The organism is Streptomyces sp. AC550_RSS872 (assembly GCF_019049285.1).
Classification (GTDB): domain Bacteria; phylum Actinomycetota; class Actinomycetes; order Streptomycetales; family Streptomycetaceae; genus Streptomyces.
On sequence record NZ_JAGMUL010000026.1, the window covers coordinates 399,536 to 422,596 of the forward strand.

Sequence of the window (23,061 nt, forward strand, 5' to 3'; positions counted from 1 at the left end):
TCCTATCCCGTTGACCGACCGCCCGTGGACGCCGCTCTACATCCGGGGTACCGCGTCGCGTACATCCGCCGAGGTACGTCTGGTGTCGTCCGGGGACTGACGATTTCGACCTCGTCGCGCGCGCACGATCAAGGGCATGAACGCACATCCCCCTCCCGGACGGGTCACGACCGCGCTCGTCGGTGCTCTCGTCGGAGCCGCCGCCGGAATTCTGCTGGTGTCGGCTGCCGGCGCCCTGGCCCTGGGGATCGACGGAGTGTTCGCCATCCCGGCGATCGGCGTACCCACGTCGTGCGGCGTCGTAGTGGGCGCGTTCGTCATGCCTGGCAACTCACGCTCGCATCGGAGGTAGTCACCCATGTCTCCCACCCGCGGCGCACCCGCGCCCCTTGCGCCACCCGCACCACCCGGCCGACGAGCTCAGGCGCGCGTCGGCCGGTTCGGTGCCCTGGCCGGCTGGGCGCAGCGTCATCGCTGGGCGGCCCTGCTGCTCTGGGTGGCCGTTCTGGCCGCCGTTACTTTGGGCTCGCAGGCCGCCGGCTCCGCGTACAAGAACAACTTCGCGCTGCCGGGCACCGACTCGCAGACGGCCACCGACCTGTTCACGAAGCACGGTTCGGACCAGGCCGGGGACACGGTCGACATCGTCCTCAAGGACAGCCGGGGCATCGGCCAGCCCAGGGCCGCCGTGGAGAAGATGCTCGCCAAGGTTGAGCAACTGCCGGGCGTCGCCGAGGTGCGCAGTCCCTACGTCGACGCCTCCGCGGTGTCCGAGGACGGCACGATCGGCTACGCCACCGTCACGCTCGACGGCAAGGCCGAGGCCGTGCCCAAGGAGGACGTCGCAGAGATCATCGACACCGCCAAGGCCACCGCGTCAGGCGATCTCCAGGTCGAGGTCGGTGGCGAGGCCGTGCGCGGCGCCGAGGAGAAGGGAAGCCCGATCGCGGAACTCGCCGGCATCGCGGCCGCCGTGATCATCCTCGGGCTGCTCTTCGGCTCCCTGGTGGCAGCTGCCGTGCCGCTGATCACCGCCCTCTTCGCGGTCGGTTCAGCACTCGGCCTGATCGTTCTCGCCTCGCACGTCTTCACCGTCGCCGACTTCACACCGCCCATCACGATGCTCGTCGGGCTCGGCGTCGGCGTCGACTACGCCCTACTGATCTTCTACCGCTACCGGCAGGAACTCACCGACGGTGTGGACCCGGCCGAAGCCGGCCGCAAGGCCCTGGACGCCGCCGGCCGTACGGTCTTCTTCGCCGGCTGCACGGTGATCATCGCCCTCCTCGGCCTGGTGGCACTCGGCCTCGGCTCCCTTCAGGGCGTGGCCCTCGCCCTGGCCCTGACCGTGCTGACCACCATGGCCGCCTCGCTGATCCTGCTGCCCGCACTGCTGGCACTCTTCGGCAAGCCCATCCAGCGTCATGTGCTCAAGCACGCGGGCAAGACAGCCGCCAAGGGCAAGGCCGAAGGCCGCCGTTGGCGGGCCCTGGCCGAAGCGGTACAGCGTCGGCCGTTGCCGGCTCTGGTGGCCGCCACCATCGCCCTGCTGGCACTGTCTGCACCGGCCCTGGGCATGCGGCTCGGCTTCGCCGACGCGGGCAACGACCCGAAGACCACGACCTCCCGGCAGGCGTACGACCTGCTCGCCGAAGGCTTCGGCCCGGGCTTCAACGGTCCGCTGGTCATCCTGGCGCGAGGAGACGAGGCAGCCGGCAAGACCGTACAGTCCGCCCTGGCCAGGACCGAGGGCGTGGCCGCGGCCAGCCCCGCGATGCCCTCCGAGGACGGCGCCCTGTCCACCGTGATCGTCTACCCCGAGACGGCACCGCAGGCCGAGGGCACCGCCGACCTCGTACATCATCTGCGCGACGACGTGGCTCCGAAACTCGAGCACGACACCGGTGCCAAGGTCCTGGTCGGGGGCGCCACCGCGGCCTCCCAGGACTTCTCGGAGACCGTCTCCAAGCGGATGCCGCTCTTCATCGCCGTTGTCGTCGGCCTTTCGTCACTGCTCCTGATGCTGGTCTTCCGGTCGGTCCTGATCCCCGTCAAGGCAGCTCTGCTCAACCTGATCTCGATCACTGCCGCGCTCGGCGCGATGACCCTCGTGTTCCAGCACGGCCTGTTCGGCGTGCAGCCGGGCCCGATCGAAGCCTTCCTTCCCGTGCTGATCTTCGCGATCGTGTTCGGGCTCTCCATGGACTACGAGGTGTTCCTCGTCGGTCGCATGCACGAGGAGTGGGAGCGTACGAAGGACCATTCCCTTGCGGTGCGGGAAGGACTGGCCTCTACCGGCAAGGTGATCACGGCGGCCGGGGCCATCATGATCGTGGTGTTCGGTGCCTTCATGCTGAGCGCCGACCGGATGCTCCAGGAGTTCGGGCTGGGCCTCGCCGTGGCGATCCTGATGGACGCGGTGGTCATCCGCTGCCTGATGGTTCCGGCGGTCATGCAGCTGTTCGGCAAGTGGGCCTGGTGGCTGCCCGCCCCGCTTGCCCGGCGCCTGCCCAAGGTGACACTGGAACGCCCCGCAGACAGTCCACCCGCGTCCAGGGAGAGTCCCGTTACTTGATCGGCAGGTCCCGGTGATCGCCGCTGCGCGTTGATCAGGCGACAGCAAGTCCACGCGCGGGGTTCGGATGGGCACCCGTCCGAGCCCGCGCGTGGACGGCAGTTGGGCACAGATGCAACTGGGCGCACTGCCACACCGCTTCGAGAAGGAGTGACCTCGATGACCGCAGCGCGAGAGCTGACCAAGCGCTACGGCGACAAGACGGCCGTGGACCGGCAGACGGCCGTGGACCGGCTGAGCTTCACCGTCAAACCTGGTGAGGTGACCGGCTTCCTCGGCGGATGAGTCTCATGCCTCGAAGCGTGTAAGCCCCCCGACAGAAGCTGATCGGGGTGATGGCCCACGAAAGGTCATAGGCGAACGACGACGAGAGCGATGTCGTCCCGGCTGCCGCCGGTGACGCCCAGATGTGCCAGTAGTCCGTCGGCGAGTTCTTCGACCGGGAGGGTGGTGCACCGGGCAAGGGCGTCGGTCAGTCGGCCCAGGCCTATGTCGATGTCTTCGTCACGGCGTTCAATGAGCCCGTGGTGTAGAGCACGAGGGTGTCCCCCGGGGTGTACGGCAACCCGGCCTGAGGACGGGGGACATGATCTGGTCGAGCACCCAGCGGTGGGTCGGTTGCCTGGTCCAACAGCTCGCAACTGCCGTCCAGATGGACGAGAATCGGCGGTGGGTGGCCGGCGTTGCTGTAGATGATGAGTCGGCTGCGTGGGTCGATGAGGACTTTGGCGACGGTGGTGGCCAATGCGCCGTCGACCGCCCGGGCGTACAGACCCAGTATCTCCAGGGCTTGTGCGGGGCTGGGAATGGCCCGGATGGCGGCACTCAGTGCGCTGCGCAGCATGCCCATGACTGCGGCGGCCTGCAAGCCGTGGCCGACGACGTCGCCGATGGCGATGGAATAGCGATCGGGCGGCAGATCGACTATGTCGTACCAGTCGCCGCACACGTTGAGCGACCCAAGGGCGGGCAGATAGCGAACGGCGATGTCCCGGTGCCTGGCCAGGTCGGGCGAGCGGAGCATGACCTCCTGCAACGTGAGGACGACATCGTGTTCACGGGCATGCGCCTGGCGCAGTTGCTCGTTCAGCTGCTCGAGATCACGTGACCGGGCGTACACCTGAGCCGCGATCCCTGCCGTCCGAGTGCCAAGCGCCTGAGTGAGCTCACCCATGGCCGGCGAGCGCATGAACTCAGTGACGTCTTCGGCCCGCGCGATGATCCATTTCACCGACCCGTCCGACCCCAGGACCGGGCTGGACATCCCTGACCACCACCGCTCTTCGAGTTCACCCGGGCGACCGGCGACGGGAATGTCGAATCGCTGCGGAGCTACAGAATCGGGCTTCCTGGACGCCAGAACGCGCTGGAGCGAGGCGGCGAAGTCGCGCGCCATGTCCGGCGCGGCGGGCGTGTCGGGGAAGGCTTCCAATACGTGCCGCCCGACCAGCTCCCCGCCGGTCCTACCGGTCACCTGGAGATAAGCCCGGTTGGCATAGCGGATCACCAGGTCGGCGTCCAGCACCAAGTACGGGTTCGGCGCGGCGTCGAACAGCTCCTCAAAGTCGATCTCCGCTGTCGTCACGCGCGTGACCTGCCGATCTCTACGGGCGCGACCGCTTTCATCTCCAACTTACGAGGCTTCCGCCAGGTGCGCCCATCGGGACGACCGCGGAATGATCACGAGCGGCCGACCAGGCAATGAGGTCATGGACGGTGGCTCGGGGCGTTCACAGGACGGAATTTCTTTCAGCGTCACAGGGGCGCTAAGGGGCCCGCGGAGAAGAGCCCTTCGGTCACGCTGAGGAGACATCCGGGCGCAGGAGGTTGGTGCGCCTCCCGCTGGAGGAAGAACGCTTCCCCCTCCACCGGGAGAAGGCGAAGCAGACCCACTCCGCCTGGTGGCCATGACCGACCTCATGGCCGCCGCTCCCGGCGAGGCAACCGTCCTCAGGCGTGACCCGACGCCACAGGATCAAACAGTAATTTCAGAATGAAACGCCGGGAGAAAGCGGCCTCTCAACAAGTCCTGCGGTACGGCAGATCCGGCAGGTACGTCTTCCAGTCCGCCTGGGACAGCCCACCTCCGGCGCGGTCACAGGCCTGCTCGATGAGGCGGGCCGGGGCGAGGGCGTACTTCTGTAGCGGCATGTGCTTGGCAGACGCGTACAGCGTGTCTCCGCCCGGGCTGAACGCGAGGGCAAACAGCGGGCCGCCCGGTGTGGGCAGCATGGAGCCCAGGGGCTGGCTGGACGGTATGTCCCAGAACGCCACCGGCCCGGCACTCGGATCCAGCGGACTCTCCGGACGTCCCGCCATCAACACCCTCCCGGTGCCGCTTCCCCCGTGAACGCGGCGCTGCGGCCCGCGAAGCTACGCGCACCCGTGACGCAAGGGCAACCCCGATGCTCTCTCCTCAGCCAGCGCCGCAACCACCTGTCCCCGGCCTTCGGAGCAGCCATTGATCAGGGTGGCAAAACCGGCTCCTCATTCAATTCCGATGCCGCTGAACTCGATGACGCACAGTACCGGCCGGGCCACAGCCAGCCCGGCCGTATCCGCCAACGGGCCCCCAACCGGGGCCATATCGCCACGGACACCAGGGGTGGACGTGGTCGAAGGAGGAGACACAGCGTGGCTTCACGCACACGGAACCTGGCGCTCACCCTCGCGGTCGCCCTGATGGCCGGCCTCACCGCCACCGCCACCACGGCACCCGCGCAGGCCGCCAGCAGCTACAACTACCTGCTCTTCGACAAGAATCACAGCAACCAGACCAAGTCGACGCTCACCCTGTACCGCTACATCGCGCAGAGCGACCGGACAGTCAAGCTCGACTCGTGGCGAGCCGGTTCCGGCTACACCAAGAACACCTGCGCCCGCGGCCAGGGCTGGCTGCCCAACGGTACGTACAAGATCCCCTGGTGGGACAAGAAGTACAACGGCAGCAAGATCAAGGGGTACGTGGTGCGGATTCCTGACACAAGGTGCTACAAGGGCACCCCGCGCGATGACCTCTTCATCCACAGCGAGATGACCCGCAATGGCGGCCAGGGATCCGCCGAGCCGTGGCGATGGAACGGCGCCTCCGACTACAAGTCGAACGGTTGCATCAAGCTCCGCCCCGCCGACATCAAGGAACTCTTCCGCTACGGCAAGCCCACCAAGCTGATCGTCACAAACTGACCCACCCACTGGACACCGGGCCCGAGCCGGGCCCGGTGTCCGCGTACAAGCGCATTCCAGAGACAGCTCGTCATGTCGGCGGTTCCATACGCTGCCCGCCGACGACGAGCGCGGCGGCGAGCACCGCGCCGGCGCCCGGGCGACCCGCCACCGCCCGCTGCGCCTGCTTGACCGATTGATCGGCCATCAGGTGGTGTACTGGGCGCACCGTCCTGCCGGCCTAGTAGGCGCCGCGCCCAACTGAGCCCCGTCACCATCGGGCGGCAGGGCGTGTCGTTGCAGACCGCCGTCTTCCGCAACGATCTCGGGTGCGTCCAGGGGGGACGCTCCTTCTGCCGCGAGGTCGCTCAGAAGCCGCCTCGGTCAGGGGTCAGTTGAAGAGGGAGAGGTCGATGCATTCTGCAAGGGCGGCATAGCCCGCGTCACTGCCGTGGAGGTTGTCACCCATGTGCAGGTCGCTGCGGATGTGGGTGGGGTCGGCGGGGTCGCGCCAGACGGCGTCGAAGTCGAGTACGCCGTCGAAGATGCCGCTCGTGCGGATCCATGCGTTGATCTGCTCGCGCGCCTTGTCACCCTCGGCTGAGTACATTTCCGAGCTGCCGTAGGGGGCGATGGTCGCGGCGTGGACCTTCACGCCGTGCGCGCGGGCGCGTGCCGCCAGTTGGAGGTGGGCGGCGATGATGTCGTCGACGCCGACGGGTGAGCCGGGGAACATCGCGAGGAATCCGGCGGTCTCCTCGGTGCGGGGGGCGAAGGAGAAGACGAGGTCGTTGCCCACGGCGATCACCACGTGGCCGAGGCCGGGCGTGGCGAGGACGTCGCGGTCGAAGCGGGCGAGGGCGGCGGTGCCGATGCCGTCGGTGAGCATGCGGTTGCCGTTGATGCCCTGGCTGACCACACAGACTGCCTGTCCGGCGCGGGCTGCCAGACGTTCGGCGAGCCTGTCCGTCCAGCGTCGGTCGGTACCGGGGGTGGATCCCATGCCATCGACTCGGGAATCGCCGATTACGGCGATGGCCCGGGTCGGCGTATCAGGCTGCACTTCCACGGCCGTGATCAGGGCTTGTGCCGGCAGGGGGGCGGCGTCGGCGGGCAGCGACACGAGGGCGGTCGCGTCGCCGGGGATGAGCCAGCCGAGCGTGTGGAAGGTCCCGTGGCAGGTTGCGGTGCCGACCTGGCCAGGCAGGTAGACGCTGATGGTCAGCCGAGACAGCGCGGCGGTCCGCAGACCGATGGGGTCACTGAGGATCGGTGCGCCCGCCGGCACGGTGGCGCTCGGCCGGCCGCTGAAGGTCACCGCGTGATCGCTTCCGTGCTGGATTCCGTCGTCGGTGTCCGTGATGGCGACACGGGCGGCGCCGATGGTCAGCGGTACGGTTCCGTACTCGTTGCTGATGCGGATACGGATGCGGTGTCCGCCGCCTGTGATGCGGACGATCTGCCGCAGCGTCGCGTTCTCGAAGGGCTCGATGCAGCTGACGGAGTTGTTCGGTGCCTGCGGGGAGGCGCCCCAGGTGCGAACCCATGCAACTGGGGTGCCGGTGTGCGGTTCCGAACCTTCGGACCTGGAGGGGGTGGTGTCTATGGCGCTGTTCACGGTCGCTGCCCTTCGGCTGTCGGGTATTACGGCGCTGCTTGAGGGTGTTGGTGCTCGACGAGTTCGATGTCAGGCGGCCTTACCTGATGCGGTGGAGGGGCCTTGGCCTCGTTCGCGCTCGTGCGCTTCACGACCGATGCTCCGGCGCAGGGGAGGTCGATCCGCAGAGAGTGAACGGCACCGCGTCTGGAACGGGGCCGGGGAGCCGCCGGTCGTTCTAGTTCTGCGGCGCGCCGAACCACTGGGCAGCCGCCTGCTCGAACGCGTCGCGATCCGGGGCGGGCTCGCTCGCCCAGGCCACGACGCCGTCGGGCCGGATCAGCGCGGCACCCAGCCCGAGGTCGTTGTGCACCGGGCCGGCAGCGTAGTGGATCCGGCCTGCCCACCCCTTGGCCGCGACCTGTAGCGCACGGTCGGTGGTGAAGTCGAGCACGACTCCCTGTCCCTGGCGCAGCAGTTCGCCGAGGCGGCTGCCGTCCTCGAAGCGGAAGTCCGGGGCGGTGCAGCCGGTGAAGGGCTGTTCGCTGCCCAGGTCGTAGCGGTTGAACAGCCCCGACGTCTTTCGGTACACGTGGGTCGTGCCGTCGGTGGTCCGCATCAGATCGTGGACGAGTTGACGCAGCGCGGGGGCATTGGGGCCCGGCTTCATGGTCGCGACCTGAGCGCGGGACCAGTCGAGCACAGCGGCGCCGACGGGGTGCCGCTCGGTCGTGTAGGTGTCGAGCAGGCCCTCGGGAGCGGAGCCGCGCACGGTGGCGGCGAGCTTCCACCCGAGGTTGACGGCGTCGCCGATGCCGAGGTTGAGGCCCTGGCCACCCAGGGGCGAGTGAATGTGTGCTGCGTCGCCGGCGAGCAGCACCCGGCCCTCGCGATACGTCGTCGTCTGCATCGCGCGGTCGGTGAAGCTGGAGGCGAGATGGACCTCGCTCAGCGTCACGTCGGTGCCGCTGATGCGGCGCAGGACGGTCTGGAGGTGTTCGCGGGCCAGCGGCTGGGAGCGGTCGAAGGCGCCGCCGTCGAAGTCCATCATGCCCAGGTGCCCTTCGAGGGGCGTACGCAGATACATGCCATTCGGCGTCAGGTTGAACCCGAGCGGCAGCTGCTCGGGTTCGGCGAAGGTGACCTTGGCGACGTAGCCGGTGAACAGTGGCTCGGTGCCCACGAATTCGAAGCCCGCGAGCTGACGTACGGCGCTACGCCCGCCGTCGCAGCCCACCAGCCAGCGCCCCTGGTACTCCTGGCCGCCTGCCGTGACCAGGACAGATTCGGTGTTCTGCGCCACGGCCGTGACAGGAGCATTCCGGATGATCTCGACTCCGAGCGCGGTGGCCCGCTCGGACAGCACCGATCCGACCGCTTCCAGGCTCGTCATGAACCCCTCCATCGCCGGGCTGGGCAGCCGAGACGGGAGGGCGGCCGTGTTGATGTCAGCCGCGTCGAGCGTCATGCCCGCGAAATGGCTCAGCTCACGGGGATCGGGCGCCTTGACCGCTTCCGGATCCGCGCCCACCTTCTGCGGGTTGACTCCCGAAGCCTGTGCCATCGCTTCCAGCAGGCCGCGGCGGTAGAACGTCTCGGCCGACCCGGCGTTCAGACCACGCAGCCCGAGCGGGAACGCCTTCAGGGGCGAGGTGAGTTCCGGGTCCCGCTCAAGAACCAGAACCGAGCAGCCGGACAGGGCCAGCTCGCCGGCCAGGAACAGACCGACCGGTCCGCCGCCCGCGATCACGACGTCATGCATAAGAGGTGTCCTCTCGAGAAACGCACGATGGGGGCACCCGGCCAATTCGGCCGGGTCAGCTCAGGTGGGTGAGGCCGTCGAGGATGACGGCGATGCCGGTGAGGAACTGCTCGCGGTCGTCGTGCTCTCTCATCTGGCCGACGATGGCGTGCATGAACGGGTAAGCCTCCGGGTCGAGCCCCTGCCATGCCGTGGACGCCGCGTGCAAGAACTCGTCGCGATTCCCGTCGGGGTCGATCCCTGAGGTGTCCCCCTCGATGCGGGCGTTCTGGCTGACGGCTCCGAGGATGTAGTGCACGAGGGTCGAAGCCGCGTCGAACCAGGAGGCTCGCGGCACGCCCAGGGCGCCCACCTGCCCGCCGATCCGCTCGAAGATCCCCACCGTCACCGGGCCGACCGGATTCCGGACGATCTGGAGGGTCAGCCGCGTGGCGAGCCACTGATGTGCGGCGATCGCGTCGAACAGCGCCAGCGCGACGACACGGATCTCGTCCCCGGGCGTGGCCGCGGTCCCGGCGGGCCGGCTCGCCAGCGCCGCGCCGATCACGGTTTCCGTCGCCGTGTCGAGCAGCTCGTCACGGGTGCCCACGTGGTAGTAGATCGCCCCGGAACCGGTGGACAGCCGTTCGGTCAGTGCCCGGATGGTCAGCGCGCTCTCGCCGCCCGCATCGAGCATCTCGACCGCGGTGTCGATGATCTGCTCGCGGGAGAGCACCTGGTTGCGCCGCTGTGGTCGGCGTGCTCGCGTCATACCTCGATGGTGGCACATTTGGTGCGGCGATCCAAATTGGTGCGGCGCACCAAAAGTCGTACGGCCTCACTTTGGAACACTGCGCCAACGTGTTGGTCGGCCGGCACCGGCCGCAAGAGCAAGGGCAAGGGGTGTCATGACTCACGTCACGATCTCGGGCCGGGCTCGGCGGACTCACGCCGGCCCGCGTCCTGCACGGCCATGGCATTCCTGTAGAGGTCTACGGGGCCGAAGCCTCACCCGAGGCACGGTCGCAGGGCGGGATGCTCGACATCCACGACTGCAACGGTCAGCTCGCCATCGAGGCGGCCGGACTCATGAAGGGGTTCCGCGCCATCGTTTTGGAGGGGCGCCAAGCGATGCGCGCTCTGGGACAGGACGGCCGTGTCCTGTTCAGGAAAAGTGACGACGGCACCGGCGCCGCAAGGGCCACTGGCGCACTGCTCGGCCACACGGTTCCAAGACTCGCTCCTCCGGTCCAGGAACGCGCCCGCATCCGCAGCGAGAAAGGCATTCGTTGGGCGGACGCCTCTTGAAGGCCGCGGCCTGACCAACCCTTCGTCACCGAACTCCGCTACTGGAGCTGCACGTTGCTGTGAACAAGGCGGAATGCGGATGCCGGGTCCATGGCGCGTGTGACCGTCCGTCCTACGACGACATATGAGGCGCCCGCGGCAATCGCAGCCCTTGGCGTGCCGGGACGAGTGTGCTCACCAGGCGAGTCGCCAGGCAGAGCAACGCCGGGGGTGACAATCAAAGCATCGCCGCCCAGCAGTCCCCGCAAGGACGAGACTTCCTGCGGCGAGGCGACCACGCCGTGGCAACCGGCTTGCTTGGCCAGGCCCGCCAACCGGAGTACCTGGCTCTCAGTAGAAACCCCGACACCGATGTCGGCGAGGTCGGAGTCGGTCATGCTGGTGACGACGGTCAGAGCGAGGACGCGAAGCTCCGGGAAGTCGCGGGCCGCATCCACAGCGGCAGCCATGATGCCCGTGCCTCCCATGCTGTGTACGGTCACCATGGAGACGCCGAGGGCTCCCGCCGCACGCACGGCACCGGCAACGGAGTTCGGGATCTCGAAGAGCTTGAGGTCCAGGAACACTTCCTTGCCCTGGGCGACAAGGTGCTTGATGAACTCCGGGCCGGCCGCTGTGAGGAGCTCCAGTCCGACTTTGTAGAAGCGGCACTCGCTGCCCAGCTGATCGACGATCTGTTGAGCGGCCGCGCGGTTGTCGCAGTCCAAGGCGACGATGATCTGACTGGTTGGCTCCATGACGTCATTCTCCCTGGACGGTGGACCTCTGGTCGTTTCCTGTCACTTCGGGGCGTTGTCCACCGCCGGGCCCCGGGACCCCTCCCGTGGGTGAAGAGCCATCATGCGGGTACCGCCTCGAACGGGGCGCACCGGCGGACACCGACCAGTGACCGTGCGCCCGCCGACCAGCCTGACGAGCCCACGCCCCGAGGAGACCAGCGATGACCCTCTCCGCCAGCCTCGCGCGTGGTGTCGCGCCCACCACGCCCGGAACCCTGCACGCCCGGACGGTCACCGGCGAGCTCAGCGCGCCGCCCCGCCCGGGGCTCACGGTCCGCTTCGGGCGCGGTGAGAAACCGGACGTGGACCTGGGGGTCGGCGTGGACGACCTCCGGGTGAGCCGGCGGCACGGCGAGCTGACGTACCGTCAAGGGCTGTGGTGGCTACGGAACACCGGACAGCAGCTCGTCCGGCTGCCGCGCGGCCGGATGATGCATCTCAGCACCGAGCCGATGCCGCTCGACACCGGCTACACCCCGCTGTTCGTGAAGGGCTCCGGCTACCGCGAGCACCTGGTGGAGCTGTACGTGGCGGGCCACGACGACCAGGGGCCGCTGTCGCGGCGGCGCGCCGAGACCATCCGGCCGGAGACCTGGGCGCTCAACGACGACGAGCGGCTGCTGCTGGTCGTCCTCGGCCAGCGCTATCTGCTGTACGAGGAGGACCCGCGTCCCCTGTCGTACGCCACGGCCGCCAAGCAGCTCGGCTACCTCCGCCCGGACGCGAAGTGGACGGAGCGCAGGATCGAGCATCGCATCGAGGCCGTACGCCACCGGCTGGACCGCACCGGCTTCCGGTATCCGCTGATCCACGACAAGTCCCAGGGCCGCCCGGGTGACAACAGCCTGCTGCACAACCTGATCAAGGGACTGGTGGAGTCCACGACGCTCGTACCGCCGGACCTCGACCTGATGGAGGACGACGCGGCCTGGCCCGACTCCGCGCCCTGAGTCCTCAGGCGCGGAGGTTGCCGGCGGCGGAGGCCGCGAGGTCCCGGACCATTGCGCAGAGCTTGTCCGTGGGCTGCCGGCCGCCGACCTCCAGGCGCACCATCTCGGCTGCGGTATCGGCGTCCTGGCCGCTGTACCTGCGGTACTCCACGAACGCCGAGCAGGTGTCCCCGTCGTCGCCCTCCTCGATGACGGTGCGGTGTCCGCCGAGAGTGAGGGCCGTGCCCTCGTCGGCCGACTTGGGTTGATCGCGGAAGAAGCCCACCTCCGCGTCCAGTTCGTCGACGTCGCTCGACCACTCGCAGCTCCAGTTCGCGATGCCGACCTCCGGTACGTCGACCTCGATCCCGGGAACGACGGACAGCGCCTTGGCGTCGAGCAGCTCGCAGGCGTTCTGCCAGGCCAGCGAGGTGCGAGGGTAGGCGGGCGAACGACGCTGGAGCGGGCCCCGGTCGAGGATCCCGGCCGCGCCCCGGGCGGCCTTGTCGGCGACCGTGCACAGGGTCGCGGTGCCGCCGACCACGGAACCCTTGCCCATGTTGACGCGGACCCCGACCAGGGTGTCACCGCTGTCGCCGTCGGCCGTCAGCAGCAGCTTGCACTCGTCGCTCTCGGCCCGCTCCTCGCGGATGCCGATCCGTCCGACGGTGCTGAAGGGCTTCGACCCCTCGGGCGGCGAGCCCTTGCGGAGGCTCACCGAGACGTCGATACGGGTCTTGTCGTCCACGCCCACGAGCACGTCGCAGCGGTCGAAGTTCCCGTAGTCCACGTCCACACGGATCTCCCCGTCGCCGAACTGCTCGAAGGCGGCGGGGTCGGCCAGAGCGCACACGTCGGCCGTGTGCGGATCGCCGATCAGGGCCTGCGTCTCACCGTCCGGAGCGCCCCCGTCGAGCCGGCTCTGACTCCGGCCGGGCCGCGGAGCGGCCTTCCCGTCATCGTCGCCGCCGTCCGGCAGGGTGACGAGACCCAGGGCCAGGGCGGCGCTGACGCCGAGTGCCGCGGCGACCAGCAGCGGCCGGCCGCGCCACCGCCGGCGCCCGCTGACGGGGCTGGTGGTGCCCGGGTCCCCGGAGGGCGCCGGCCCGGATCCGGCGACCTCCTCCAGGAGCCGCTTGACCTCGGCTGCTTCGGGACGTTGCCGGGGATCGCGGCGCAGCATGGAGGTGAGCACGGGGTACAGCGGGCCCACGGCGGCGGCGTCCAGCTCGACGACACCCTGCTCGGCCTTCCAGTACCGCAGACGCTCGGCCTCCTCCTCGGTCCCCGTCCCGGCCGGAGCGGAGCCGTCCGCGGGGGCGCCACCGCGCGGCGGTGCGCCGGTGACCAGCGCGCAGAGGGTGGCCGCAAGACAGAACACGTCCGAGGCGGGCCGCGGGACATTGCCCCGGGCCAGCTCGGGGGCGGCGTAGTCAGGGGTGAAGCTGAACGGGCCGTTGACGGTGATGGTCTCGGTGCCGCCGACCCGGTAGGCGGCGCCGAAGTCCAGTAACTTCGCGGCCCCGTGCCGGGTGAGCCCGATGTTGGCGGGCTTGACGTCGCAGTGGACGATGCCCGCCTCGTGCAGGGCGGCGAGCGCCCCGGCGAGCTCGGCCCCGATACGGGCCGCCCGTAAGGGAGACACCGTCGGCTGCCGGTCCAGGCCGCCGCCGGGGACGTACTCCATGACGAACCAGTACGTCTCCCGCCCGCCGCCTTCCTCGGGCACGTTCACGACGTCGAACAGGGTCACGACGTGCGGATGGTCGCGGAACTTGGCCATGGCGCGCGGTTCGCCCAGCAGCCGCCGCACCGCCGTCTCGCCCTCGCCCTCCGCCCGCTCGGGTTTGAGGGCGACGTCCTGGCCCACCACCGTGTCGTGGGCCAGCCACACATCGCCGCCCCGACCCGCGCCGATGACCTCCTTGAGGACATAGCGGTCGGCGAACTCGTCCCCGGAACGCACGGATCTTCCCCCTCGGTCGAATCCCGAACGCACGCGGCCCGGAACCGCACGCAAGGATCGCAACGAACCTAACGCGTGGGGCGGACCGTACGCAGTGTCTACCCAGAGCCTTCATCAGTCGCACGCATGCACAGGTGTCCCGCATGTGCAGATGTGGTGAGACCACATGTGCGGATGCGGTGAGACCGCCGGTTCCGGGAGGGGTCCCGTCGATCGCGCGTACGGTACGCGCGGCCCGAACCACACAGCCAGCGACCCCGACAGGAAGGCACCCCACCATGCCCAGCACCCGGACCCTCGTGTTGGCCGGTCTCACCGCAGCCGCCTCGGCCGCCACACTTACGCTGTCCCCGCATGCCGGTGCACAGACCCCGCCCGAACGGGCGGCCGCCCGGTGCGCCCACCCCGCCGACGTCCTCGATCTGACGAACTGGAAGCTGACGCTGCCCACCGGCGAGGACGAGGACCCCACCGAGATCACCCAGCCCGAGCTGGCGACCTTCTCCGCCGCCCCCTGGTTCCGGGCGGAGGCCGACTGCGACGCGGTGCGGTTCCGGGCCGCCGTCAACGGTGTGACGACCGGAGGTTCCAGCTATCCGCGCGCCGAACTGCGCGAGATGACCGACGGCGGCGCGGACGAGGCCGCATGGTCCACCACGGACGGCACCCACACCCTCGTGGTCCGCGAGGCGTTCATGGCCCTGCCCGAGGAACGGCCGTACCTGGTCGGGGCGCAGGTCCACGGCGGGGACGACGACGTCACCGTCTTCCGGCTCGAAGGCAGCAGCCTCTACATCACCGACGGCGACGACCGGCATGCCCACCTGGTCACCGACGACTACGAACTCGGCACCGAGTTCGAGGCCAGGTTCGTGGCCCGGGACGGGGAGATCGACGCGTACTACAACGGCCGCCTGGAGACCACGATCTCCCACGACGGCGACACCAACTACTTCAAGGCGGGCGCCTACACGCAGGCCAACTGCGACAACTCCGAGCCGTGCAACGACGACAACCACGGCGAGGTCCGCATCTCCCGCATCAAGGTCACCCACTCCTGACCGGCCGTCGGCGTCCGGGAGGGGTCCCGGGCGGTGCGTGCCACGGTGAGGCGACCTCAGGGCACGGAAGGGGCGGTGGATGACGGGGGACACGACGGGCGCGGGGAGGGCACTGCTGACCCGTGGGCAGCGGATCAACTCCGCGCTCGTCGTGGACCGCAGGCTCGGCGAGGGCGCCTTCGCCGAGGTGTACCGGGTACGGCACCACATCCTCGGCTGGCAGGCGCTGAAGCTCTTCAAGCACGTGGCCTCGCTGGCGGCGACCTCCCGGATGTTCGACGAGGCCCGCATCCTCTCCACGCTGGGACACCCCAACATCATCCGGGTCTTCGACGCGGGCACCGTACAGACCTCCGAGGGGGTGCGCGGCTACATCACCATGGAGTACGTCGCCGGCGGCAGCCTGGAGCGGCTGATCGCATCGCACTCCCGCGCGGTACCGGTCGGCGAGGCCACGGCCGTGCTGCGGCAGGCCGCCGAGGGACTCGCCGTCGCCCACGAGCGACAGCACCCCATCGTGCACCGCGACCTGTCGCTGGCCAACGTGCTCATCACCTACGACGAGTCCGGACTCAGGGTGAAGGTCAGCGACTTCGGGCTGGCCAAGGAGACCGACCCGGGCACGATGGCCGCCAGCGCCCAGGGGACGGTCGCCTACATGCCGCCGGAGGTGCTGCGCCGGGGCACGGGCTACTCGTGCGCCGGCGACGTCTGGGCGCTCGGCACCATCGCGTACTTCCTGCTCACCGACCACTTCCCGTACAACGGCGGCGATCCGGTGCAGTCCTTCTCGCTGGAGCGGTTCAGCCATCCGCTGCCACCGCCGAGCTCCTTCAACGACGACGTCGGACCCGCACTGGACCGGCTCGTCCTGGACATGCTGCGCACGGACCCGACGGACCGGCCCGCCACGGCCCGGGCGGTCGCCGAACGCGCGGGGACCCTGCGGCCCTCGGAGGGGCCGACGGCGCCCCGGCAGGGGCCGGCGGTGGTGGAGCGGTCCGTCGAGGAACTGGTGCGGGCGGCCATCGCCCTCTCCCGGATGCCGGGCCGGCTGGCCGATGCCGCGAACCAGCTGGAAGAGGCCGTCAGCCGTCATCCCCGGCTCCGGGAGCGGCACATGGCGCGGCTGATGACGTGGCGCCGGGGGGTGGTCATGTGAGGGGCCCGACGCACGAGAAGCGGACGTATCGACAGCGCACGCACCAGCAGAGGACGCACCAGCAGCGGACGTACGGACAGCGGACGTATGGAGAGGCGATGGACAAGACGACCACGGGCGGCCGGGCGGGCGAGCCGTCCGCCGCTCGAAGCGGCACCGGCAACCTGTCCCGCTGCACCGACCTGGCCGGGGTGCGGCTGTACCGCGACAACGCCTTCGCCGTCACCGGGCTCCCCGCGAACGCGCGAGGACGAGCCGTACGGCAGCACAGACAGCGGCTGGAGGCGCGGCTCGCGGTGCGGGACACGCTGCCCCCGGACCCGGACTCGCCGCTCGTGGGCGGGCCCCGCAAGGAGGAGGTCCGGGCCGCGTTCGAGGAGTTCCAGGACCCCCGGCGGCGGCTGGTGGACGAGTTGCTGTGGCGGTGGGCCGACGCCGACCTGAAGTGCGGCTGCCCCCGCGCCCTGCACGAGGAGCACGACGACGCGGTGCGCTTCCACGCCATGGCCCTGGAGGCGGAGGCCGGACGGGGCGGCGTCACCGAGGAGGGACGGGACACCTTGTGGCGGGGCGCGGCGAGCGGCTGGGGACTGCTGCTGGGGCGCCCGGAGTTCCGGCAGCACATCGCCCGACGGATCGAGGACCTGGACGATCCACGGCTCGGCGAGCACACCGCGGACGACTTCCTCGCCGCGCTGCCCCGTCTGCTCGTCTCCCCGCTCCGGGAACTCGCCGCCGACGCGGACTTCCGGCCCCGGCTCGCCGGGATCTGCGCGGGCTGGACGGAACACGAGGTGTTCGCGGGGCTCTTCGCCCCCCTGTTCGAGGAGACCGTGGAGGACACGGTCGAGCAGATCACCGAAGGCCTGCTGTCCGCCAAGCGCCAACAGGAAGCCGGGCGGTACGGCGACGCCGCACTGACCCTGCGGAAACAGGTCCTGCCCACCTTCGAACGGCTCGGGGAATTCCGCGCGTTCGTCTCGGATTGGCGGTACGAGGAGGTCGCGCACATCGTCGCCGTGGGCCTGAACAACCTCGCGGTGGCGCTCGCGGACTACCACCTGCACCGACGGCCGAGCGCCCAGCAGCGGCAGACGATGGTCGAGCTCACGGAGGCGGCGTACGAGATCGCCCCGGACCGCGACATCCAGGGCATCGAGGCCAACTGGGAAGCCATTCACTCCCAGTTCGGGCAGCACGCCCGAACCGTCGCGGCCGGGGGTTCCGACGATGTGTGGGGCGGTCTGCGGCTGGGCTGTCTCCTCGTCCTGCTCATCATGGGGCTCCCCGCTCTGATCGCCTATCTGGTCAACCGCTGAGTCGCCGGTGCCCTGAGGACGGCACAGAAGGAGAAACCCATGCATCGCCCGGTGGCTCCCCAAGTACGGGATTTCCTAGGCCAGTTGAGGCATCATCCGCAGTTCCGCATCCCCCGCCCGCCGCTGGGCCCCGCCCAGGCCGAGTGGATCGCCGCGGTGCTCGACGAGGTGGCGGCGGCCGAGGCCCTCGCGGAGCGGGCCCGCACCCCGGAGGGCGCCGGTACCGACGCGCTGCTGGGGGCCGCCGTCGGAATCTGGCGCGCCCTGCGCAAACTCGACCGGCAGACCGGCACCCTCTCGGCGGCCGACCTGAGGCAGGTGCGCCGCCAGGTCCACGCGAGCCGCCAGGCGCTCGCCGACGACGGGCTGGAGATCCAGGAGCACGACGGCATGCCGTTCGACTCCGGCCAGTCCCTTGAGGCCCTGGTGTTCCAGGACGAGCCGGGACTGGACCGTGAGGTGGTGCTGGAGACCGTACGGCCGTCGGTCTACTTCCGCGGCGAACGCCTCCAGATGGGCCAGGTCATCGTCGGCAGGCCCGCGCCCGAACAGACCCCGGCCCCCGAGCAGACCTCAGCCCCCGAGCGGGCCCCCGGCACCTGAACGACCAAGGAGACCGACCATGCGCGAGACCATCGACTTCGGCATCGATCTCGGCACCACCAACAGCGCCATCGCGGTGGCGGAGGACGACGGTGTCCGGGTCGTCAAGAACAACGACGGCTGGGACTGCACACCCTCCGCCGTGTGGATCCCCAAGGAGGGGGTGATCCACGTGGGCAGGCGGGCGCGGGAGCGCACGGAGAGCGATCCCGACAACGCCTACGCCGAGTTCAAGCTGGAGATGGGAGCGGCCGGCGCCCACCGCCTCTTCCAGCGCACCGGCCTGTCGCTGACGCCCGAGGAACTCTCCGCCGAGGTGCTCAAGTCCCTGCGGCAGGACGCCGCGCACGAGTACGGGTACCAGCCGGAGGCGGCCGTGATCACCGTCCCGGCCTCCTTCGCCCTGAACCAGAACAACGCCACCAGCTCGGCCGCGGCCCTCGCCGGACTCGGCGAGCAGTGCCCGCTGGTGCAGGAGCCGACGGCCGCCGCCATCGCGTACGGCGTGCAGGACGCCTCCGAATCCGCCCACTGGATGGTGTTCGACCTGGGCGGCGGCACCTTCGACGCGGCCCTGATGAGCAAGCACGACGGCGAGTTGCAGCTGATCCAGCACGCGGGCGATCCGTACCTCGGCGGCAAGCTCATCGACTGGGCACTCGTCGACGACGTCCTGGCCCCCGCCGTCCGCAGCGAACTGGGGCTGGCCGACTTCGCCCGCAACAGCCCGCGCTGGCGCAAGAACTTCGCCAAGCTCAAGCTGGAGGCGGAGAACGCCAAGATCGCCCTGTCCCGCACGGACTCCGTCGAGATCTCCGTCGACCTGGACGACGGCAGCGGCGGCATCGAGCCCTTCGAGTACGTCCTGACCCGCGGCGCCCTCGACGACCTGGCCCTGCCCTTCTACACCCGCGCCATCCGGCTCTGCCGCGACGCCCTCGCCCAGAGCGCCCTGCGCCCCGACCACATCGACCGGCTGCTCCTGGTCGGCGGCGCGACCCTCAGCCCCGGCCTGCGCGAACTGCTCGCCGACCCGGTCGAAGGACCCGGCATTCCCCTGGACCACAGCCAGGACCCCACCACCGTGGTCGCGCGCGGAGCCGCCGTGTTCGCCCGCACCGTCCGGCTGCCGAGGAAGCCGCAGAAGGCGGCGCAGGGCGAGTTCGCGATCGAACTCCACTATCCGGCGCAGTCCGTCGACACCACCGGCATCCCCGTCTCCGGCAAGGTGAGCAGCGGCAGCGCGGTCGACTGGACCAGGTTCGCCGTCACCCTGAGCAATCCCGACGGCCGGCCGCCGTTCCGCGGACCGCTCACCGAGATCGGCGCGGACGGCACCTTCTACACCGAGGTGGCCATCGACGCCGGCACCCGCTCCCGGTTCACCGTGGAGCTCACCGACACCTCCGGCACCCGGCGGAAGCTGGCGGGCGACACCTTCTCCATCACCCACGCGGCCGTCGTCCCCGGCGACGCGGTGCTCACCGGCACCCTCGGCATCGGCAAGGCCGACGGCTCCTTCGACCCGCTGCTGCGCAAGGGCACCACTTTGCCGGCCCAGGTCACCAAGCCGTACCGGACGACCATCGCGCTGCGTCGCGCCCAGCCGGACGCCGTCATCCGCATCCCGCTGCTGGAGGGAGAGCGCAGGCGGGCCGACCGCAACACCCGCGTCGGGCTCATCGAGATCCGCCCGCGCGACGTCAGGATCGACCTGCCCGCCCAGAGCGAGGTCGAGGTGACGTTCGAGATCCAGGCGAGCAACCGGGAGGTCCTCGTCACCGCCGACATCCCGCTGCTCGAGCAGCAGTTCGAGGCGACGATCAACCGCTCCGAGCTGCTGGCACCCGAACACGACGAGCTGGTGGACCGCCTCCACGACCTGGAACAGCGGGTACGCCTCCTACAGGACCAGGCCGAGGACGTGTACTCCGACCAGGCACGGGAGCAACTGGCCGACCTCGCCGAGCAGAAGGCCATCCCGCAGCTGCGCAAGGAGGTCGACGCGGCCGCCGTCGACACCGGTGCCGCCGTCACGAGTGAGCGGCGCATCCGCGATGTGGAGGCTCAGCTCGACGACATCGAGCAGGCGATCGAGATCCCCGGGCTCCAACGCGAGCTGTGGGATCTGCTCAGCTCGTGCGAGGACGCCATGGAACAGACCGGCGGCGGCCCGTCGGACCGTCGGGAGGTGCAGAACATCCGCGACCGGGCCAGTTCGCTCGGCGACGACGCGACTCCGGCGGAACTGCGCCGTGTCATCAAACGGGCCGGGGAGTTCCACGTGGAGCTGCTGCGCCGTACCGACCAGTGGGAGTACGTGGTCTTTCACGCGCTGGTCGAGATGCGTGACGACATGTTCTCCCGGGCCCAGGCGGACGCCGCGATCCTGGAGGGCCGCCGGGCCGTCGCCGCGGGCAACCGCCGGGCCCTCGCCGGGGTCAACGAGCGGCTGCGCCGGCTGCTGCCCCCGGGGGCGGCGGAGGAGGCCGAGCGGATGTCCGGTGGCATCAACTAGCCGTTCGGACCAGAGGAGTTGACGGTGCCCACATCACCCACCCCGGGCAGGCCCACCGACGCGCTCCGGGTCGTCCTGCTCGTCTCGCGCGCACGCGCGGCGGCCCGCGCCGGTGACCTGGACGGCGCGCTGCGGCTGCTGCACGAGACCGACGATCCCGCCCTCGCCGACCATCTCGACGTACTCGACCTGCTCGCCCGGGTGCACGCCCAGCGCGGCGAGTCGGTCCGGGCGGCGGAGTACTGGCGAAGGGTCCAGCAGCAGCGGCCGGATGACCCCGCCGCTTCGGCAGGGCTGGCGACGATCGACCGGCTCGGCCGCCGTGGCCCACGCGCGGCGCTCGCCCGGCACCGGGCCCGTACCGCACTGGCCGCCGCGGTCTGCGTGGTGGCCGCGATCACGGCCTGCACGGTCGTCCTCACCGACGACGCGGGCGGCGGGCCGCAGCGACCGGCTCCGTCGCAGGCCGACCGGGCGGAACAGCTCGCCCAGCGCCTCGACGCCGAACACCGGGCGCGGCAGGAACAGGAGCGCGCCCGCGCGTCGGCCCGCCGTGCGGACACGGTGGCGGCGCTGGCCCGCGATCTACGCGCACCGGGCATCGAAGCGGCCGTCCACGGGGACTCCGTGGAAGTGACCTTCACCGACGGGCTCTTCTCCGAGGCCGACCGGCTCACCCCGGTCGGCGCCGAGCGTCTGGCCGTCCTCGGCGACCGCCTCGCGGGACGGCAGGCCGACGTCGAGATCCTCGGCCACACCGCCACCGTCCCCGGCGCCCCGGACAGCGGCGGCTCCGTCCTCTCCCTGTGGCGTGCGCTCGTCGCCGCACGGGAGTTGAGCGCCGCCAGTGGCACACCACTGACGGCGTTCACGACGGCTAGTGCGGATCAGCGGGACGCGCCGTACGCGGGCGTCGCGCGGAACCGGACGGTCACGGTGCTGATCACGCCCGCCTGACCGGGCGGTGACGCGGCGGCGGGCACCGCACGCTCAGCGGGTGACCAGCAGTCCCCGGCTCCGCAGTACCTTCCGCTCCAGCGGGCTGAAGATCAGCAGGTCGATGGCGATGCCGACGAGCAGGATCAGGAAGATGGCGAGGAAGACCTGGGACATGCTGCTGTTGGTGCGGCCGTGCTCCAGCAGCTGGCCAAGCCCGATGCCGAGGTCGGGAGAGGTGGCGATGATCTCGGCGGCCATCAGCGAGCGCCAGGAGAAGGCCCAGCCCTGCTTCAGGCCGGCCAGATAGCCGGGCAGCGCGGCCGGCATCACGATGTGCCGGGCCTCGTGCAGACCGGTCGCGCCCAGAGTCCGGCCGGCGCGCAGGAACAGCGGCGGGATCTGGTCGATGCCCGAGACGAGGCCGTTGGCGACGGAGGGGACGGCGCCGAGCAGGATCACGGCGTACATCATCGAGTCGTTCAGACCCAGCCAGATCACGGCCGGCGGCACCCACGCCACCGACGGCAGCGACTGAAGGCCGGACAGGATCGGCCCGATCGCCGCCCGTACGAACCTGACGCGCGCCACCAGCAGACCCAGCGGCGTACCGATCGCCAGTGCCAGCAGGAAGCCCATCAGACCGCGCGAGACGGACGTCCAGATGTAGTCGAAGAGCGTGCCCTGGAGCCAGGACTCGCGTACCTCGCCCCACACGTCGGACGGTGAGGGCAGCTTGTACTCGGGCGCGACCTCGGCCCACACCAGGACCTGCCAGACCACGAGCACCAGCGCCACAGCGGTGACGGGCGGCAGCACCTTGCGGACCAGGGTCTCGCGCAGCGGCGTACGACCGACCTGCACGGAGTCCAGCGCGTCGAGCCCGGCCTCCAGGCCCGCCAGATCGTCCTGCGCCGTCCCGGCCGCCGGGGAGCCGTTCTTGGTGACGTCGACCTCGATGTCGACGCCGTTGTCAGTGCTGGCCATGGCGGCGGATCTCCCCACGCAGTTCTTCGGTGATCTCCCGCGACAGTTCCGCCACCTCGGCGTCCTCGATACGGCGCGGCTGCGGGATGCCGACCGTCCACTCCCGGGCGATGCGGCCCGGACGGGAGGACAGCAGCACGACACGCTGGGCCAGCCGCACCGCCTCGCGCACGTTGTGCGTCACGAACAGCACCGACAGCCCCGTCTCCCGCCAGATACGGGTCAGTTCGTCGTGCAGCACGTCCCGCGTGATCGCGTCCAGCGCCGCGAACGGCTCGTCCATCAGCAGCAGTCGGCTGTCCTGGGCCAGGGCGCGGGCCATGGCGACCCGCTGCCGCATACCGCCGGACAGCTCGTGCACCCGCTTGCCGTACGCGCCCTTCAGCCGGACCAGTTCGAGGAGCTCCTCGGCCCG

The 23,061-nt window shown here is 70.2% G+C and carries 19 protein-coding genes and 2 pseudogenes; 12 read left to right on the forward strand and 9 right to left on the reverse strand.

Annotated features, from left to right (window positions below):
• The first annotated feature begins 136 nt into the window (after nucleotides 1-136).
• From KUM44_RS13495 to KUM44_RS46770, 3 genes are all read left to right on the forward strand, one after another.
• Nucleotides 137-352 carry a hypothetical protein gene (locus KUM44_RS13495; RefSeq protein WP_217208063.1) on the forward strand — a complete coding sequence of 72 codons (216 nt, stop codon included), beginning with the start codon at nucleotides 137-139 and terminating at the stop codon, nucleotides 350-352.
• A gap of 6 nt (nucleotides 353-358) precedes the next feature.
• Complete coding sequence (locus KUM44_RS13500; protein ID WP_217208064.1) at nucleotides 359-2,575, forward strand: MMPL family transporter; 2,217 nt, start codon at nucleotides 359-361, stop codon at nucleotides 2,573-2,575.
• Nucleotides 2,576-2,734: 159 nt separating this feature from the next.
• A complete protein-coding gene (locus KUM44_RS46770) occupies nucleotides 2,735-2,860 on the forward strand; it encodes a hypothetical protein (protein ID WP_302185997.1) in 126 nt (41 codons plus the stop codon).
• 65 nt (nucleotides 2,861-2,925) lie between these two features.
• Here KUM44_RS46770 and KUM44_RS13505 read toward each other — a convergent pair.
• Nucleotides 2,926-4,160, reverse strand: a pseudogene (locus KUM44_RS13505) (PP2C family protein-serine/threonine phosphatase).
• 434 nt (nucleotides 4,161-4,594) lie between these two features.
• The gene (locus KUM44_RS13510; protein WP_217208065.1) at nucleotides 4,595-4,894 is read right to left on the reverse strand and encodes a hypothetical protein; all 300 of its coding nucleotides are present in this window, start codon (nucleotides 4,892-4,894) and stop codon (nucleotides 4,595-4,597) included.
• A 315-nt stretch (nucleotides 4,895-5,209) separates the two neighbouring features.
• On the opposite strand from KUM44_RS13510, the gene KUM44_RS13515 reads away from it, so the two are divergent.
• Nucleotides 5,210-5,761 (forward strand): L,D-transpeptidase, encoded by a 552-nt coding sequence (locus KUM44_RS13515; protein WP_308402602.1) that lies wholly within the window; start codon nucleotides 5,210-5,212, stop codon nucleotides 5,759-5,761.
• A 370-nt stretch (nucleotides 5,762-6,131) separates the two neighbouring features.
• Here KUM44_RS13515 and KUM44_RS47170 read toward each other — a convergent pair whose 3' ends face one another.
• From KUM44_RS47170 to KUM44_RS13530, 3 genes are all read right to left on the reverse strand, one after another.
• Nucleotides 6,132-7,358 carry an SGNH/GDSL hydrolase family protein gene (locus tag KUM44_RS47170; protein ID WP_308402603.1) on the reverse strand — a complete coding sequence of 409 codons (1,227 nt, stop codon included), beginning with the start codon at nucleotides 7,356-7,358 and terminating at the stop codon, nucleotides 6,132-6,134.
• 217 nt (nucleotides 7,359-7,575) lie between these two features.
• Nucleotides 7,576-9,099 (reverse strand): FAD-dependent monooxygenase, encoded by a 1,524-nt coding sequence (locus tag KUM44_RS13525; protein ID WP_217208066.1) that lies wholly within the window; start codon nucleotides 9,097-9,099, stop codon nucleotides 7,576-7,578.
• A gap of 55 nt (nucleotides 9,100-9,154) precedes the next feature.
• On the reverse strand, nucleotides 9,155-9,850 hold the full coding sequence (locus tag KUM44_RS13530; protein WP_217208067.1) for a TetR/AcrR family transcriptional regulator: 696 nt from the start codon (nucleotides 9,848-9,850) through the stop codon (nucleotides 9,155-9,157).
• Between the two features lie 191 nt (nucleotides 9,851-10,041).
• On the opposite strand from KUM44_RS13530, the pseudogene KUM44_RS13535 reads away from it, so the two are divergent.
• Nucleotides 10,042-10,269: pseudogene (locus KUM44_RS13535) on the forward strand (FAD-dependent monooxygenase); the annotation flags it as partial.
• A gap of 155 nt (nucleotides 10,270-10,424) precedes the next feature.
• On the opposite strand, the gene pyrF reads toward KUM44_RS13535, so the two are convergent.
• Nucleotides 10,425-11,123, reverse strand: a complete 699-nt coding sequence (gene pyrF, locus KUM44_RS13540) for an orotidine-5'-phosphate decarboxylase (RefSeq protein WP_217208068.1) — start codon at nucleotides 11,121-11,123, stop codon at nucleotides 10,425-10,427.
• Between the two features lie 203 nt (nucleotides 11,124-11,326).
• Here pyrF and KUM44_RS13545 point away from each other — a divergent pair, with 203 nt between their 5' ends.
• Nucleotides 11,327-12,115, forward strand: coding sequence for an FHA domain-containing protein (locus KUM44_RS13545; RefSeq protein WP_217208069.1), 789 nt, complete (start codon nucleotides 11,327-11,329; stop codon nucleotides 12,113-12,115).
• Nucleotides 12,116-12,119: 4 nt separating this feature from the next.
• On the opposite strand, the gene KUM44_RS13550 is transcribed toward KUM44_RS13545, so the two are convergent.
• Nucleotides 12,120-14,060: a serine/threonine-protein kinase gene (locus tag KUM44_RS13550; RefSeq protein ID WP_217208070.1), complete on the reverse strand. Its 1,941-nt coding sequence runs from the start codon at nucleotides 14,058-14,060 to the stop codon at nucleotides 12,120-12,122.
• 278 nt (nucleotides 14,061-14,338) lie between these two features.
• On the opposite strand from KUM44_RS13550, the gene KUM44_RS13555 reads away from it, so the two are divergent.
• The 6 genes from KUM44_RS13555 to KUM44_RS13580 all read left to right on the forward strand — a co-directional run bounded on the left by KUM44_RS13555 (nucleotide 14,339) and on the right by KUM44_RS13580 (nucleotide 21,680).
• Nucleotides 14,339-15,121, forward strand: coding sequence for a polysaccharide lyase family 7 protein (locus KUM44_RS13555; protein WP_217208071.1), 783 nt, complete (start codon nucleotides 14,339-14,341; stop codon nucleotides 15,119-15,121).
• 79 nt (nucleotides 15,122-15,200) lie between these two features.
• Nucleotides 15,201-16,283, forward strand: coding sequence for a serine/threonine-protein kinase (locus tag KUM44_RS13560; protein WP_217208072.1), 1,083 nt, complete (start codon nucleotides 15,201-15,203; stop codon nucleotides 16,281-16,283).
• Between the two features lie 98 nt (nucleotides 16,284-16,381).
• Nucleotides 16,382-17,602 carry a hypothetical protein gene (locus tag KUM44_RS13565; protein WP_217208073.1) on the forward strand — a complete coding sequence of 407 codons (1,221 nt, stop codon included), beginning with the start codon at nucleotides 16,382-16,384 and terminating at the stop codon, nucleotides 17,600-17,602.
• Between the two features lie 39 nt (nucleotides 17,603-17,641).
• Nucleotides 17,642-18,205: a hypothetical protein gene (locus tag KUM44_RS13570; RefSeq protein ID WP_217208074.1), complete on the forward strand. Its 564-nt coding sequence runs from the start codon at nucleotides 17,642-17,644 to the stop codon at nucleotides 18,203-18,205.
• A gap of 19 nt (nucleotides 18,206-18,224) precedes the next feature.
• The gene (locus KUM44_RS13575; protein ID WP_217208075.1) at nucleotides 18,225-20,723 is read left to right on the forward strand and encodes an Hsp70 family protein; all 2,499 of its coding nucleotides are present in this window, start codon (nucleotides 18,225-18,227) and stop codon (nucleotides 20,721-20,723) included.
• A 24-nt stretch (nucleotides 20,724-20,747) separates the two neighbouring features.
• On the forward strand, nucleotides 20,748-21,680 hold the full coding sequence (locus KUM44_RS13580; RefSeq protein ID WP_217208076.1) for a hypothetical protein: 933 nt from the start codon (nucleotides 20,748-20,750) through the stop codon (nucleotides 21,678-21,680).
• 33 nt (nucleotides 21,681-21,713) lie between these two features.
• Here the strand turns inward: KUM44_RS13580 and KUM44_RS13585 are convergent, their stop codons facing one another.
• On the reverse strand, nucleotides 21,714-22,646 hold the full coding sequence (locus KUM44_RS13585) for an ABC transporter permease (RefSeq protein ID WP_254389424.1): 933 nt from the start codon (nucleotides 22,644-22,646) through the stop codon (nucleotides 21,714-21,716).
• Nucleotides 22,633-23,061, reverse strand: a 429-nt coding sequence (locus KUM44_RS45360; protein WP_254389425.1) for an ABC transporter ATP-binding protein, incomplete at its 5' end; no start/stop codon positions are given. The genes KUM44_RS13585 and KUM44_RS45360, both read right to left, overlap by 14 nt.